This is a genomic window from Leeuwenhoekiella aestuarii (assembly GCF_004104055.1).
GTDB lineage: Bacteria > Bacteroidota > Bacteroidia > Flavobacteriales > Flavobacteriaceae > Leeuwenhoekiella > Leeuwenhoekiella aestuarii.
In genome coordinates this window covers 200348-215830 of the sequence record NZ_QOVJ01000003.1, presented here as the reverse complement: position 1 = coordinate 215830, position 15483 = coordinate 200348, and the positions used below count along the sequence as shown (strand labels likewise).

The following is a 15483-nucleotide window of genomic DNA, read 5'->3' as shown; positions in this document are numbered from 1 at the left end:
TAGAAATATCTTCGCGTAATTACTAACTTGTAGGGCTAAGATCAAAAAATGAAAAAGCAAACTGAAATTAATCTTACTGATTTAAATCAGCTACGCTCGTCCGGAAAACTCTCTTTGGAACTATATTTTATTCAATCTCTTATCTTTTTGTGTCAAAAAAGAATTGTAAAAGTAATAGAGCAATCAAAAGATCATAGTTTTACCAATCGTGATTTGTTCTTAGTAAATATTGGCAGCGAATTTTTCTCCTATAATTCTGAAACTGAAGTAGCTCAATTCACGCATTGTCTGTCTGAAAAAACACAAACTGTTGAATTAAAAAATTTCATTGAATTAACACTTGGAGATAAAATTGCCAATCAAAAATCGATTAAGAAAAATATCAGAACTAAAACCTCTGCTACATTCATTCCACACAATAAAGATTTAAAGGCAGTTCCTACCGAATCCAAATACCTTAATTTTATTCCGGTATATAAAACTGATACGCCTCTGGTTGAGAAAAACGATAAATTAGAGGATGTTTTTATCGTTGCAGAATTACAAGATCAGATTGAATTATTTGATCGGGTCTATGAACAAGCAAAAATTTATATAACTGATAAAAAGAATAATTCAAAAAGATGGCATTGGGGTAAAGCAAATGCTTCAGGTGCCACATAAATATCTCTGAGGGTAAAGACCCGCTATTGCCGCGCTGCCTGTCCCAATGACCACAGGGAATTGTATCTCCCAATAGGCCGTTAGAAATATCAAAGTGCAATACTAGGCGCAACGGCACAGAAATTACACCAATAAAAAACGCTTGTATCTATAACTGAACTTATTGGAGATTTTTTTGGTCACCTTTTTAAAGTAATAGGCGCCGCCCTACGCTGGGCTTTTGGTAAACTTAAATGGTCAAATGGTAAGCCATTGACATTTAAAGAATACCTGTACGGCCCAAATCCAGATCATTCATTTGCAGATGAAGATGAGACAACTAATGCACTAATTGGAGGTATTGTATTTTTTACACTAGTATTAGCTCTATTAATACTCTTTATTTTTTAGTAAGATTTCAAATCAAAAAACAAAAACACTCCAAGCACGTGTTTCCGCAACCTGGCCCAAAGCATATTTGGAATTGTAGTGCGTGATAAAACGAATAAAGACATATCCTAACTTTTCATCTGGAGCAATATAAGCCCTATAGAGTTAGGGGCATTTCCTATAAAAAATAAGAGAGATTACCTTTTTAAAAAGGGTTAACTACACTGATTATCTAACCTATAGCCGCATTAAGTTTGCTTAACAGTATTAATCATTAAAACTTTTAAGCTATGCCACATTATGCACAGGGAACTTCAGGATGGACAAAATTAAAAGGGTATCAGGCCCTATGGGATCCTAAAATTGATTTGGGTAAATTCTATTTTACCACCTTTCAGGGAAAACGAGAGGAAACTCCGTATATGACCGCAGAAAATTTCGCCCGGGTTATCGATATCCTTAGAAACGAAACCCCGGTATATGGAAACGCCAGTACAGGATCTGTAACCACTCAAGCCGAAGAAGTAGGTGAAGAAGAGAGTTAGTAGCAAGAAACGCTCAGATACTCTTTATCTGCCAACCAGAACTTAAGCTAAGCCTACATGAAATGTGTAGGCTTATTTTTTCACACCTTTTGCTGCGCCGTTATTAACTCGAAAAAGATAGAATAAGCTAAGCGCGATACAATCGCGCAGGTATTAATCGTATTTTAATTAAGAATCAACCCTTCCCCTGATACTTCGGGTCGTAGTCAATCATCCACTCGATCCCATATTTGTCGCGAAACATCCCAAAATAAGAACCCCAGAAGCTATCGGCGAGTGGCACTTCAACCTTTCCGCCTTCAGACAGTCCGTTATACAGGTGGTCTGCTTCTTCCCTGCTGGCTGCACTGATTGAGATTTTACTTCGGTTTTCCTTCAGATTTAAAGGTCCAAGGGCAGGGTGAATATCACTGGCCATTAAAATATCGTCTTGACCTATGGGTAACGCGATGTGCATAACGCGGTCGCCATCTTCCGCGCTAAACGGAAAATCAGGATTGGGCGGCATATCTTTAAAGCGTATCACCATTGCGAACTCCCCTCCAAAAACCGATTTGTAAAAATGGAATGCCTCCTCGGCATTTCCGTCAAAATGAATGTATGGGTTGATTGAAGCCATAATGTTTAAGAAATTGATTGATACTAAACTCAAAATCAGCAATACTGCTACTCTAAAATAATGAAGATTTTGATACGGTTAATCGAAGTTTCTCAATAAATAGAACGCTTCCGATTAGTAAGCATTTGTTTTCTTTCAATTACCCGAAAAAATTGACGGCGCTTAACCAGATGAATTCTGATGTAATTGAATCACGCAACTGCAAACCTTACTGAACGCTGTCCCCCTTAAAAACCTGAAACTCCAGCAGGCCTGATTTTTCAAAGTCTTGCAGATTAGCTTCGGGCTTCTTTTTAAGATGAAAGTCAAAAAACCGCGTCACCAAATCGCTAACAATTTCGATTCCTTCTTCTGCATCGATGCTTCCGGTGCCCGCCAATGCCGGAACCGGGACCATAAACGGGATATCCATAAAATTGGGATGACCCGAATTCAATAATTTGGCCTCATAAAAATAATCGGTGCTCTTTTTGCTGTAGATGTGCGCGTTGATGTCTTCGTGCTCAGCCGGCCAGTCTGCTGATATATACAGGAAAGGTTTTTGAAACACCGTATCGATCTTAGTGCCCCATTGTATTCCGTCTAAATTAACTCCAGCCCTAATGCGCTCATCTGTAAGAGCAAGCTTCCCCGCCGCGCCCCCACCTACCGAATGTCCAAATACGCCAAGTTGATCCAACCGCATACTTCCTTCAAAAAATCCGTCTGCATTCCAAGCCGGTAATCTATCTAAAATGTCCTGCATATCTGTGACCCAGCGGTTCTGTATATCGTTTTCAAAATAATCTTGTATCGCATCACGTACGATAGGATGCCGCTGCTCAAAATCAAGCCCCCTTTTAAAAACCTCTTGAATAGGCGTTATGGTTTGCATCTGATCTGCTGCAATTTGCTGCTGGTAAGCATAATTAAAATATCCTGCTTCGCCATCTGGAAAAGCAGAACCCAGACTCTCATAGGTATGATTCATATTGATCACGATATACCCCTGGCTGGCTACTTCGCTGAGCAAGGCATAATAACCGGTTGCTTTAGAACCATAGCCATGTGAAAATAACAACACCGGAAACGCCCCATTTGCAACTGCTGCTTTAGGATAGACATAGGTATCTACGTAATCCAGATAATTTAGCGCCGAAGCAGGCAAACCATATTTGGTTGCAAAACCAGTCCGGCTTACGGGATCTACATACGTATCGCGTTTGGCATCTGCAGCAATTGAATCTGCGGGATACCAAATTTTTAAAACCAGTTTTCTGGTGTCGTTAGGATTGGCTGTAATGGGTTCGTCACGGTTAGTATCCACATAAACCGTATCTGTACCCACGGCATAAGGACCCCGAGGCTCGGGCAAATCAAAAACCGGAAGCGCAGCCGGTAAGATCCAGGCAGGAATTAGTAAAAGCGGAAACAGTACAAAGCGCAAAACACTTAAAACAGAAATTTTAAACACTTTAGAAACATCTGCTGTATATATTCGAATAGCTAAGATCACTGCCAAAACATAAGCCGGAAGGAGTTGCCAGCGATAGCCTTCTAACACAAGTTGAAGCATGACTACAGTGACCAAGCCAATGAGTATAAATTTTACACTAAAGCGCAGTGCGAATCTTTTCCATAAAAAAGGCAACAGGGTAAGTGTGATTAACAGAATGATTTCAAAAAGTCTCATAAGTCCGTATACATTTTATTAAAAGTGTTCATAAAACTAAATGATCCCTCAGTTGATTACGAGGTAGAATCCCTGTCAGAATACGTTATCTACCGCTGAAAATCAACCTGATGAAACATATAGGCTTTGGCCAACTCAAATATCCTCTTGTCGCCGCACAATTGCATCACGTACTAAACATGTATAAAACGGTATGATAAATACTTTCCTCTTGACATAAGACACAACTTGTAGTATATTAGCCATACACAATTCAAAATCAAACCACTACGCACGTTTAAGCATCAGTGTATGGTGAGTTCAGTGGTCACTATGGTTTTATAAACTTCCTAAAAAAATACGTTCACCCGAGGTTCACCCGCAGTTCACCCATAGTTCACCCGTGGTTTACCCATACATACCCTATGGATAAGGCATAGATAGAGCATAGATAACGCATAGATCATTAATAGATAACCGCCACATGACCAGAGGTCGTACCAAGGTTTTGGGTAACAACGTCTAATATCAATGTGTGATACAATCGCCCTAAAGCCTATCTTTTATAAGTTATCCTGAAATTTGGGATCAAAAAATACCATCCCCTCCATCCCATATGTATCACAGAACACCTCAAAATACGAACCCCAAAATACTTGGTCAACAAACACGTATCCCTTCCACCTTTAAAAAAAGCTTTAAATAAAGTTTCGGTCTCTTTTTGGGTTTTGACTGATTGCGATTGTACTTCAGTTTTAATGAATTTTAATGCCCTAGCCAAGGGTGAATAACGCGTGTTATTAAGATATAATTCTGTTAATAAGCAATGTGATAGGAATCTTGCGGTTTGCATGTTCTGCACTAAGTGGTAAATCAGGATTCTTCGGGTAAATCTTTAAAGTACCTCTCCTTTAATGCTTCACCCAATACCGATTTTTTAAAACTAAACACCTCTTCTTAATGACCCTTAAAAGAAGTGTGTGGATGGAGTGAAGCCATAATTTGAAGCTTAAAAGTTTAAAATTAAGTCAGATTTTAAACTTTTAAGGTAGTGTTACAGCTGTAGCATCCGAAAAAATTAGGATTAACCTCCTACGGTCGTGCCTGTTATAAACTCCTATATAAAATATATTTATTTTTATTTATTCTAAATAAAAACATTCAGTACATTCGCATCGTTATTTATAATCAATCTAATTAATATTCAATGAACAAATCAATACTCATGCTGCTGATTCTCCTGCAAACAGCCCTCTTTGCACAGCAGTCTCACACGCTTTCTGGTAAGGTGCTGGATGCTAATGCTAATGCGCTGAACAACGCCAATGTATATCTCGAAAATACCAATTATGGTACCTCAACAAATGCTTCTGGATTTTACAAGCTGAGCAATGTAAAGCCGGGAACCTATACACTTATCATTTCTGAAATGGGCTTTAAAACCTTGCGAAAAGCAAACATTAACGTAAATGGAGATCTTACTTTTAATGTAGAACTTCAGGAAGATGTAAGCGCATTAGATGACGTACTTATTTCCGGTCACGGTAAGACCCAATATGTAGAACGCAATCCTTCACCTTCGCTGCGTTTAAAACAAGACCTTAATAAAGTACCGCAAAACATTCAGGTTATTAGCGCTGACGTTATAGAAGATCAGCAAGCCATCAGTATGATGGAAAACATTACACGGAATGTAAGTGGCGCCCAGATGATTGAACACTGGGGGAATTTTGCCCGTATCAATATGCGTGGTTTCAGAATTCCTCCCTTTAGAAATGGCCAAAACGTACTTTCTACTTGGGGGCCACTCGCCGAAGATATGGCGCTGGTAGAGCGTATTGAAGTGGTAAAAGGTCCGTCTGCTTTTATGTTGTCCAGCGGAGAACCCGGTGGACTTTACAATGTGGTGACTAAGAAACCAACCGGAGTTTCTCAAGGAGAAGTTGGCCTGATGACCGGAAGTTACAACACCTTACGCGCCACCCTTGATGTAGAAGGTAAACTTTCTGAAGACAACAAACTACAATACCGTTTTGTAGGTGCAGGAACTACTCAGGAGGCACATCGTGCATTTGAAGAACAAAATCGTTACACGCTTGCGCCTTCGGTAAAATATTTAATCGATGAAAAAACTTCGGTTACCGCTCAGTACACCTATCAATATTATAAAACGCGTTTAATAGGTTCGGCTTACGTTTTCGCTCCCAGTGAGTATGCCAGTCTTGACCGTGATTTCACCCTGTCTGATCCTAAGTTAGGTCCGGCTATTATGCAAGAACATTACGGACTGGTAAATTTTGAACATCAATTGGATCTCAACTGGACTGTAAATGCCCAATTAGCTTATCTTAATTACCAGCACAGCGGTTCCAGTTTATGGCTTGACGGTACTTTTGGCGTTCAGGAAAATGGTGATTTAATACGTAGCCTAAGTATCTGGGACGCTAAAGAAGAAAAAAAATTGGGACAGGTTTTCATAAATGGTAAAGCTAAGACCGGTGCGGTAAGTCATAAAATTTTAGGTGGACTGGATTTTGGTAAGAATGAATATATAGCAGACTGGTCACAGGCGATCAATATTGATACAGAAGAAAATCCATATAATATTTACAATCCGCAGCCGCTCGCTGTAGCACCAGTCTTTGACCGCTCTGTACCTTTAACACAGCGTACCGCAGGCTTTATCAGCAGCGAGTACCTGGCGTATTATGTTCAGGATGAGCTCGGATTTTTTAATGATGATTTAAGACTAACCCTGGCGGGTAGATATACCGAAATGAAAACCAATTCTTACGGCTCTACTTCTACAGACAAAGTAGTTACCCCGCGTATAGCTGCTTCGTATTCAATATTCGATAAGTTAAGTGCATATGCCATGTATGACCAGTCGTTCTTACCTACTCAGGGAGCAAATGCCGATGGAAATGCTTTTGATCCGGTTACTGCTCAAGATATTGAAGGAGGGTTTAAATATGAGTTCGGCGATGGAAAGTGGAATGCTACCGCAGGGTATTTCAACATTCAAAAAGATAAAATCTTAGTACCGGGACCAGATCCTAACTATTCCATTCAAATCGACAGCGATGTGACTTCAAAAGGTTTCGAATTTGACCTGAGAGGAGAAATCCTCAACGGTCTGGGGGTGGTGCTGAACTATGCGAATACCAATGTAGAAGACGGAGACGGAAACAAAGTGGTAGGCTTCTCCAAACACATCACCAACGGATGGTTCAACTATAAATTTCAAGAACGTGCTTTAGAAGGATTTGGAGTTTCGTTAGGTTATCAATACCTCGTAGAGCGTTCAACCTGGGCTTGGGGCGCTGACGGCGAAACCGATCTCCCGGATTACTTTAGAATGGATGGCGCATTGTCTTGGGAAAATAGCAAATTCCGTGTGGCGCTTAACATCAACAATGTGTTGAATGAATACCTATACAGTGGTGCCGATTATGGTTCTTATGTATACTGGCAAAGTGAGCCGGGGCGTAATTTCAGACTCAGTTTAAATTATAGGTTTTAGAATTTATTTGCTCTTTATTCTAGACTTTAGATGCGATCACCTGCGGGTGATCGCATTTTTAAGATCTAACTATTTTGACATTAGTCTGAAATATTCTTAAAATCATCAAATTCAGCAGCTAACTTTTTAGCTTCCTCAATAAGTGTAACAGGATATCTATTCAACGCTAATATGCGAATTGCATTGCGGTTTTTAAGTTTTCCGGCCTTGAGTTTGTAATCAAAAATAACATCGATTGATAACAACCCGGAGCTCATCAAAAGAGCTGAAGATTTTTTTGCTCAAGACGCACGAGTAGAATTGATTTGTGCTGATGAATCAACGTGAATAAGAAACTATAACGGCGAAAAGTTTGATCTGATTTTTGCAGATGCCTGGCCAGAAAAATACAGTGAAATAGATCAAATTTTAGAACTTGTGAAAATGGGTGGTTTCTATATTATTGACGATAGGAAGGCACAACCCAATTGACCTGAAGGGCTTCAGGACAATGTAGATCAACTCGTTGAATATTTAGAAAACAGAAAAAACTTTAACCTCACAAAAATGAATTGGTCAACCGGTATCATTATCGCTACAAAAAAGAACTAAGAGAGCAGTAAAAGAGTAAACTACTTCGGGGTAAGCGTGTCTGCTGACAAAGACAGGCCCACTAGGCATTTATTAGAAACAAATTTTCAATTTCGCGGCAAGTCTCGGGGTATTAAACCCTTTGGGTTACTCATAAAAATATAATCACGACTAATAAGGTATGCTTTTATATATTTACCTTATCAATCAAATAGTTATTATTCTCCAATGAAATACATTTTACTCCTTAGCTTTTCTTTTTGTACTCTTTTTACACTAAATGCTCAACAACAATCCGGTGTAGAAAAAAGGCTGTTTTCAGTAAACATTTTGACTCCGGGCTTAGAATACGAAGTTGGGCTAACCAATACAACCACATTAGATCTTAGATTAGGTACTGGCTTCGCGTATCGCAAAGGCTTTTTTGGAGAAGGATATGGTGTTTACCCTATTTTTAACATACAATACCGCTATTATTACAATTTTAAAAAAAGGAATAATAAAGACAGAAACACTACAAATAACAGCGCTAATTACTTGGCTTTAAGTGGTGCATTACAAACTGGCAAACCTATAATTGGTAATCTGGAGTATTATGAAGATTACTTTGGCGTGATTGGGCCAATCTGGGGATTGCAACGATATTACAAGAGCGGGTTTAAGTTAGATCTCAATTTAGGAGGCGGTCTTGGTTTTACTGATTATAATAAAGCGTATTTCTCTCCAATTTTAGGCTTTCGCTTGGGGTGGTTACTTTTTAAATAGACTGCAATTCTGTATTTAATCAATCAGGATATAGGGTAATTCAGCTTAAAAATTAGGATATCCTTAGATATTGAGTTGGTTTTTTTCAGCTTGTAAAAGGCTATTTTTACCTGAAAACTTACTATGCTGAGAAAATTATGTTTCCTAATTCTAAAGCTTAGCTTAGTTCTCTTTTTGGGTCTCAAGATGCAAGCACAGGATACAGAATCTAAAGCTGAACAACCAAAAAGAGGATTTATTTCCCGTTACATCAACAACATCTTTAACGACACTGTCTCAAAAGAAAAAGCACAATTCTTAATTTATCCGGTAATGGGGTACCGCCCGGAAACAGGTGTTGAATTTGGAGTCGTTCCGCTGTATGTCTTCTATGCTAATGAAGATGTAAACAACAGACTTAGTGAAATAAATGCGTATGCTTTTTTTACGTTAAATGGTCAATACGGTCTTCGTATCAATCACGCTGTATATGCTGATCAGGACAAGTGGTTCTTTCTGGGTGATTTAGATTTTGAACAATTTCCGCTTAAATATTATGGCATTGGCAATACGGTTCCTAAAGAGAATATCGCTTTAGTTGATGCAACCCAAATACGGATCAAAGAGCGGGTTTTGAGAAACGTAGCAAAAAACTTTTATGTCGGTTTAGAAACTGATTTTAGAAGTCTGAGTAACATAACCTTTAAAAGTCCGGGTGAAGAAGAATCTTTAGTTGATTTTGATTTACCATTCGGAGCCGAAGGCACGACCAGTTTTGGTATGGGATTAGGATTGGTTTATGACGAGCGGCATAATGTATTGAATGAGCGCGATGCATTTTTCAGTGAGTTTGCCTATATCAACTACAATCCGTTCTGGAAAAGTGATGTAAAATATCAAATCATCACTACTGATAATCGATTTTTCAAAAAAATAGGAAAAAACGATGTGCTTGCTGCACAGCTTTTGGGTGAGTTTAATTTTGGAGGTGATGTCCCGTTTAACCAGCTCTCCTTTATGGGAGGAGAGAATATGATGCGGGGGTATTTTAAAGGGAGATATAGAGATCAGAATCAGCTTGCTGCTCAAATCGAGTATCGTTTCTTACCGCTCAAATTAGGGTTTACGAATCGTATTGGAGCTACAGTATTTACCGGTATAGGTGAAGTTTTTGATGGGTTTGATGAAATCAAAATGAGCAATCTAAAATGGTCTGCCGGTGCCGGTGCCCGTTTTTTACTCTTTCAGAAAAAGGATATTTATTTACGCTTTGATTATGCGTTTACTCCAGACGGAAATAATTTCTATTTAAGTATTGGTGAAGCTTTTTAAATACAGATTATCGTGTAAAATTAGCTGTCAAATCTCACCTCAATCTGAAACAAAAACATATAGTATTTAAGGTTATTTAATTTAAAGTATACCCTAAAACCGAAAGTGCTGCATTATTGAGTACCTTCAAAAGAAAAAGTAAAGCTACTATGCAAAAAGTTATTTTAATCACCGGGGCGAGTTCAGGTATAGGAAAGTCTACTGCCAAAAATTTACTTGAAAAAGGCCACACCGTTTATGGGGCAGCACGCAGAATTGAAAAAATGCAAGATCTCGAAAAAGTAGGAATGCATACGCAGTTTCTCGACCTGACCGATGAAGAATCTATAAAAACTTGTGTAAATACTGTTCTTGAAAAAGAAGGACGTATTGACGTGCTGATCAACAATGCCGGTTACGGATCTTACGGAGCCATAGAAGATGTTGCTATTGAAGAAGCAAAACGTCAGTTTGAAGTGAATATTTTCGGATTGGCGCGCATAACACAATTAGTACTCCCAGGTATGCGAAAAAATAAGCAGGGGCGTATTGTAAATGTTTCATCAATGGCAGGTAAAATATATACCCCTTTTGGCGCCTGGTACCACGCTACAAAACACGCACTTGAAGGCTGGAGCGATTGTTTACGCCTCGAATTGAAAGCTTTTGATATAGATGTGGTGATCATCCAACCGGGTGCTATAAAAACCGATTGGGGAACCATTGCAGCTAAAAACCTGAAAGAAAATTCAGGGTCTGGTGCTTATGCTGACTTTGCCAATGCTGCTGCAAACAGTATGCACAATGCTTACACCAGTGATCGCTTAACTGATGTTGGAGTTTTAGGAAAAACCATTGCCAAGGCAGCAACAGTAGGAAACCCAAAACGCCGATATGCAAAAGGTTTTATGGCAAAACCTGCAATGGCCTTACGCAAATGGCTAGGCGATGGGATTTATGAAAAGATTATTATGTCTCAGTATAAATGATGTTTAACACAATGTCATTCTAAAGTTTCTGACACTAAGTTTTCTTTAGCTAATATACTATTCGCTTAATATTCGGGTAGAAGCAATTAGCGATTATAGCTTTCAACTTTTTCACATTTAACCTTGAACAACCTTTCCGTTCTACTTATCAATTTTTGTAACTTCGGCTTTCCTCCTACGCGACTAAAATCGGGCACATGAAAATCCTGCATACCGCCGACTGGCACATCGGTAAAAAATTACATAAACACTATTTACACGCAGACTTTGAGCGCTTTATCAATTGGCTCATTCCGCTTATGCGTGATAAAGAAATCGAATTATTATTGATTTCTGGGGATGTATTTGATTTGGCCAATCCGTCTGCCGAAGCCCGCCGGCAGTACTACCTCGCGCTTAAAAAACTGAGTTCGCTCAATTGCAAAATAATCATTACGGGAGGGAATCACGATTCGCCCACGATGTTAGACGCACCCCGCGAAATCCTCGAAGCCCTTAACGTACACATCATTGGCGGTCTGCCGCAAAATCTTACCGACTGTCTCATCCCCGTGCCCAATAAAACTGGTGAAACCGAACTTGTGGTCGCGGCGATTCCGTTTTTACGGGATAGCGACCTGCGTGCTGCGGAAGAAGGCGTCACCTATGACAATCGTATTGAAGCCATTCGCAAAGGTATTGAAGCCACGTTTGCACAGGCAGCAGACCTGTGTAATCAAAATTATCCCGATCTGCCTGTGGTCGCTATGGGACATGTGTATGCCGCAGGCATCGAACCTTCAGACAGCGAACGCGATATTCAGATCGGTAATCAGGCGGCTTTTCAGGCGAGTCAGTTTGGGGATTATTTCAGTTATGTGGCGCTGGGACACATTCATAAGCCCCAACGTGTAAGCGCTACGATTCCTACGTTTTACAGCGGTTCGCCGCTTCCGCTTTCATTTAGCGAACGTAAAGACGAAAAACGGGTGTTGATTCTGGATACCAAAAACGGATTTGAACCTAAAAGCATACCCATTCCCACGTTTAGGGCCTTATATAAAGTGAGTGGCGATCTGGAAACCCTAAAAGCCAAATTAAACGCGCTTGCCCCAACCGGAGAATTGACAAGTTTGATAGAAGTCGAACTGCTCGAAGATCATTTTGACGCCAATCTAATCGCTCGGCTGGATGAGCTGGTGACCGGCTTTAACACACCGGGTCTTGAAATTGTAAAACACCGTGCGACTTTTAAAAACCGATTGAAACAAACCGGTCAGCTTTTTGAAACCCATCAGCATCTGGAAGATTTAAAACCCCAGGAAGTTTTTGCTAAAATGCTGGAGCAGCACAGTTACGATCCCGATACCAAAGCACAGGTGGGACAGGCTTTTCAGCAGATTGTAGAACAGCTCAATACCGCAGATCCCGCATAGACTATGAAAATTTTAAAAATAGACTTTCAGAATATCAATTCGCTACGCGGGGAGCATCATATCGACTTTACGCAAGAGCCTTTTTTGCAGAATACCTTGTTTGCCATCACGGGTCCTACGGGTAGTGGGAAAACGACCATTCTTGATGTGATTTCGCTGGCACTGTTTAATCAGGTGCCGCGTCTGGGTAAAATGAGTACAGGTGAAATCCTGAAAAAAGGAGCCATTCTTACCCGCAATCAGAGTGAAGCTTACGCTCGTATCACCTACCAGTGTAAAACCGGAATTTTCGCCAGTACCTGGTCAATTTCTACCGCACGCACGGGTAATCTGCGGGATTATCATATGGAAATCTCCAATCTGGAAACCGAAACCATTTTGGACCTGAAAAAGTCTGACGTTCCTACTAAAAATGAAGAATTAATCGGACTCAGTTACGATCAGTTTATTAAGTCTGTGGTATTGGCGCAGGGCGAATTTGCTAAATTTCTGCAGGTACCCAAAAAAGAGCGTGGAGCTTTATTGGAAAAAATAACGGGTACCGAAATCTACCGGCGCATCGGGCAGGAAGTGTATTTGAAGCATAAAGAACGTGCAACAGCAATTGAAGCCAAAAAGGCTAAAATTGAAACCTTTAAAGAGCAACTGCTTGATGAAAATAGGTATACCGAAAAGCAACAGGAAGCCGAAAACTTAAGTGCCGAAAAGAAGCAACTGCAGCAGGAATTAGAACGCTTAGTCAAAGAGATTGAACTGAAAAACAAGCTTCAAAAAGAAGAACACGAACTTCAAAAAACCACTGAAGAACTCAGTCAACTTGCGCTGCAGCAAAAACAATTTGATACCGAAAAAGGAGCGCAACTCAAAAAGCACCAGGAAATTCAGTTGTATGCTGATGACCTCAACCGCTGGCAAAGTCTACAGGAAAAGAGCGTTGAAAAACAACAAGAAATCACCACAGCTAAAGCTGCAATAAATAAAGCCGAAGCGCAGCACGAGGTTCTCAAAAAGCAATTTGCAGAAACGTTTAATTTAGCGATTAGTCCGGCTGATTTTCAAGAAAAAACAGAACGCTACAAAGCAGCAGTCCGGGAGCTGATTAATGCGCGTGCTGAGATTGCGACCACCTATAAAACAACCAAAAATCACATTGAAAGTCTTGCTAAGCCTCTGCAACTTGAGGAGACCTTAGCCAAACCGGAGACCTTTCAGAGAGAAGTCATCAAAGAGCAGGAAAGTAAGCGAGTGATGTATTCCAAACTTGCCACCGACTTTGATTTGCAAAATAATTCAATAACCCAGCTTCAGGAAAACTTACAGCAAAAACTGAAACAACTGCGACTGGCAGAAAAGGCAGAAACCGATTTAAAGAATCTTAAAAGCCAAATTCAGGAGCGGCAAACCGAGCTTGAAAAGATTGACAAAGAAAAATCCGGTTTACCCGATCAACTCAAAGAAATCGCTGCAAAAATCGAACTGAAAGAAGCGCAGCTACTGGCCAAGAAAAAAAGCCTGGAGGTCGAGCAATTGCAAAAAAAGCTGGAGGATTACCGTCGGGATTTAAAAGATGAAGAGCCCTGCCCACTTTGCGGGGCCCTGCATCATCCGTATGCAGAACATTTGCCGGAAATAGAAAACGGACTCCAAACCGAGGTAACACAACTGGAAGTAGCACTTAAAAGTCTGAATTCAAAACAGATTGAAATTCAGACTTCGTTCAATCAAAAAAAGGTTGATGCTGAAGCCTTAGAAAAAAGAATACAGGTTTTCACAGACCAACTCAAAACCGCGGAAATCGATTTCAACACTCAATTTGCAGCCGTGCTTCAAGAGCGACAGGATCAGGCTTTTTCAGAACTGGAAAAAGACCTGGAAGAGCAGGAACAGAAACTGACTCAGGCTAAAAGAGTACAGGAAGAGTTAGTGCTGCTTCAAAATTTAAAAAACGAAACGGAAGCTTTATTGGAGTTGTTGACTCAGGGAACCCAAAAAGCCGAGGCCATTAAAACTCGCTTTAACGGGTCAAATTTCGAATCTGAAATCAGTACTGCAGAAAACACCTGGAATCGCAACGAGCAAATCCTGACGCAGCAAAGTCGGACTTTTAAAGAGGCGGAAAAAACGAATGTATCTTTAAAAACACAAATTCAGGCACTTACCACTTCCCTACTCGAACAGCTCCGCCAAAAAGGATATGAAAGCATTGAAGATGCCCTGAAGGAACGATTAGATGCTTCAACCGCTCAAAATTGGACGCATGAACAACAGCAATTGCAAAACAACGGCGTTCGTTTAAAAACACTGCAACAGAAGCTGATTGACGAACTGAAAACTTTGAAAGAAACTGCGGGGCCGTTACCGCTTGAGGAATTGCTCGCACAACGCCAGACCAAGGCTGAAACGCTTGACCAAAAAGAAAAACGGGCTCAGGAAGTTTCCCGTGCGGTTTTAAACCACAAAGAAAATCTTCAAAAAATCAAGGAGCTGCAAGAGCAGATCGAGAACGAACTTGACCAGTCTAAACACTGGCAAATTTTGTTTGAGCTCATCGGCGATGCCACCGGAAATAAGTTTAATGATTTTGCACAGGATTTAACCCTTGCTCAATTATTACAACTTGCTAACAAACGGTTGGAACAGCTTACCGACCGCTACCGTATCGATCAACCCACAGGCGATGAAGACGACAGTCTGGTTGCAATTGACGAGCATATGGGCGGACAACGCCGTTCGATCAAAACCCTGAGCGGTGGAGAAACCTTTATCCTGAGCCTGGCTCTGGCGCTGGCTTTATCTGATCTCGCTTCGCGAAATATTGAAATCAACAGCCTCTTCATCGACGAAGGTTTTGGCACACTCGATCCTGAGACCTTAGATCAGACTTTAGATACGCTTGAGGTGCTGCAAGCCGAGTCGGCTAAGATGATCGGCGTCATCAGTCACGTAGACAGTTTAAAAGAACGCATCGCGACTCAAATTCAGCTTACCCAAAACGGACAGGGATACAGCACCTTAAAGGTGGTTTAACGCTATCTAAAATTTCTATTATCCCATAGAGGAAACGAGCTGTGTTTAGCCAAATTT

At 40.4% G+C, this 15483-nt stretch carries 11 protein-coding genes; 8 read left to right on the top strand and 3 right to left on the bottom strand.

Features of this window, described 5'->3' with window-relative positions; genetic code table 11:
• The first annotated feature begins 48 nt into the window (after nucleotides 1-48).
• Both DSM03_RS09900 and DSM03_RS09895 read left to right on the top strand, forming a co-directional pair.
• Nucleotides 49-663: a hypothetical protein gene (locus tag DSM03_RS09900; RefSeq protein ID WP_128760358.1), complete on the top strand. Its 615-nt coding sequence runs from the start codon at nucleotides 49-51 to the stop codon at nucleotides 661-663.
• 659 nt (nucleotides 664-1322) lie between these two features.
• Nucleotides 1323-1577, top strand: coding sequence for a hypothetical protein (locus tag DSM03_RS09895; protein ID WP_072979841.1), 255 nt, complete (start codon nucleotides 1323-1325; stop codon nucleotides 1575-1577).
• 175 nt (nucleotides 1578-1752) lie between these two features.
• On the opposite strand, the gene DSM03_RS09890 is transcribed toward DSM03_RS09895, so the two are convergent.
• Nucleotides 1753-2196, bottom strand: a complete 444-nt coding sequence (locus DSM03_RS09890) for a VOC family protein (RefSeq protein WP_128760357.1) — start codon at nucleotides 2194-2196, stop codon at nucleotides 1753-1755.
• A 208-nt stretch (nucleotides 2197-2404) separates the two neighbouring features.
• Nucleotides 2405-3868 carry an alpha/beta hydrolase family protein gene (locus tag DSM03_RS09885; RefSeq protein ID WP_128760356.1) on the bottom strand — a complete coding sequence of 488 codons (1464 nt, stop codon included), beginning with the start codon at nucleotides 3866-3868 and terminating at the stop codon, nucleotides 2405-2407.
• 1186 nt (nucleotides 3869-5054) lie between these two features.
• On the opposite strand from DSM03_RS09885, the gene DSM03_RS09880 reads away from it, so the two are divergent.
• Complete coding sequence (locus tag DSM03_RS09880) at nucleotides 5055-7370, top strand: TonB-dependent receptor (protein WP_128760355.1); 2316 nt, start codon at nucleotides 5055-5057, stop codon at nucleotides 7368-7370.
• 80 nt (nucleotides 7371-7450) lie between these two features.
• Here the strand turns inward: DSM03_RS09880 and DSM03_RS18975 are convergent, their stop codons facing one another.
• Nucleotides 7451-7627 (bottom strand): hypothetical protein, encoded by a 177-nt coding sequence (locus DSM03_RS18975; protein ID WP_161567066.1) that lies wholly within the window; start codon nucleotides 7625-7627, stop codon nucleotides 7451-7453.
• Nucleotides 7628-8168: 541 nt separating this feature from the next.
• On the opposite strand from DSM03_RS18975, the gene DSM03_RS09875 reads away from it, so the two are divergent.
• The 5 genes from DSM03_RS09875 (at nucleotide 8169) to DSM03_RS09855 (ending at nucleotide 15426) form a co-directional block, all read left to right on the top strand.
• Entirely contained in the window at nucleotides 8169-8705 is a 537-nt protein-coding gene (locus DSM03_RS09875; protein WP_128760354.1) for a hypothetical protein, read from the top strand.
• A 123-nt stretch (nucleotides 8706-8828) separates the two neighbouring features.
• Complete coding sequence (locus DSM03_RS09870) at nucleotides 8829-10016, top strand: BamA/TamA family outer membrane protein (protein ID WP_128760353.1); 1188 nt, start codon at nucleotides 8829-8831, stop codon at nucleotides 10014-10016.
• Between the two features lie 149 nt (nucleotides 10017-10165).
• Nucleotides 10166-10984, top strand: a complete 819-nt coding sequence (locus DSM03_RS09865; RefSeq protein WP_128760352.1) for an oxidoreductase — start codon at nucleotides 10166-10168, stop codon at nucleotides 10982-10984.
• Between the two features lie 197 nt (nucleotides 10985-11181).
• Nucleotides 11182-12399, top strand: a complete 1218-nt coding sequence (locus tag DSM03_RS09860; protein ID WP_128760351.1) for an exonuclease SbcCD subunit D C-terminal domain-containing protein — start codon at nucleotides 11182-11184, stop codon at nucleotides 12397-12399.
• Between the two features lie 3 nt (nucleotides 12400-12402).
• A complete protein-coding gene (locus tag DSM03_RS09855) occupies nucleotides 12403-15426 on the top strand; it encodes an AAA family ATPase (RefSeq protein ID WP_128760350.1) in 3024 nt (1007 codons plus the stop codon).
• Nucleotides 15427-15483 lie beyond the last annotated feature (57 nt).

What these genes read in the sequence shown, in the direction of transcription:
- DSM03_RS09900 (WP_128760358.1), top strand. Translation starts at nt 49, where the DNA reads ATGAAAAAGCAAACTGAAATTAATCTTACTGATTTAAATCAGCTACGC.
- DSM03_RS09895 (WP_072979841.1), top strand. Translation starts at nt 1,323, where the DNA reads ATGCCACATTATGCACAGGGAACTTCAGGATGGACAAAATTAAAAGGG.
- DSM03_RS09890 (WP_128760357.1), bottom strand. Translation starts at nt 2,196, where the DNA reads ATGGCTTCAATCAACCCATACATTCATTTTGACGGAAATGCCGAGGAG.
- DSM03_RS09885 (WP_128760356.1), bottom strand. Translation starts at nt 3,868, where the DNA reads ATGAGACTTTTTGAAATCATTCTGTTAATCACACTTACCCTGTTGCCT.
- DSM03_RS09880 (WP_128760355.1), top strand. Translation starts at nt 5,055, where the DNA reads ATGAACAAATCAATACTCATGCTGCTGATTCTCCTGCAAACAGCCCTC.
- DSM03_RS18975 (WP_161567066.1), bottom strand. Translation starts at nt 7,627, where the DNA reads ATGAGCTCCGGGTTGTTATCAATCGATGTTATTTTTGATTACAAACTC.
- DSM03_RS09875 (WP_128760354.1), top strand. Translation starts at nt 8,169, where the DNA reads ATGAAATACATTTTACTCCTTAGCTTTTCTTTTTGTACTCTTTTTACA.
- DSM03_RS09870 (WP_128760353.1), top strand. Translation starts at nt 8,829, where the DNA reads ATGCTGAGAAAATTATGTTTCCTAATTCTAAAGCTTAGCTTAGTTCTC.
- DSM03_RS09865 (WP_128760352.1), top strand. Translation starts at nt 10,166, where the DNA reads ATGCAAAAAGTTATTTTAATCACCGGGGCGAGTTCAGGTATAGGAAAG.
- DSM03_RS09860 (WP_128760351.1), top strand. Translation starts at nt 11,182, where the DNA reads ATGAAAATCCTGCATACCGCCGACTGGCACATCGGTAAAAAATTACAT.
- DSM03_RS09855 (WP_128760350.1), top strand. Translation starts at nt 12,403, where the DNA reads ATGAAAATTTTAAAAATAGACTTTCAGAATATCAATTCGCTACGCGGG.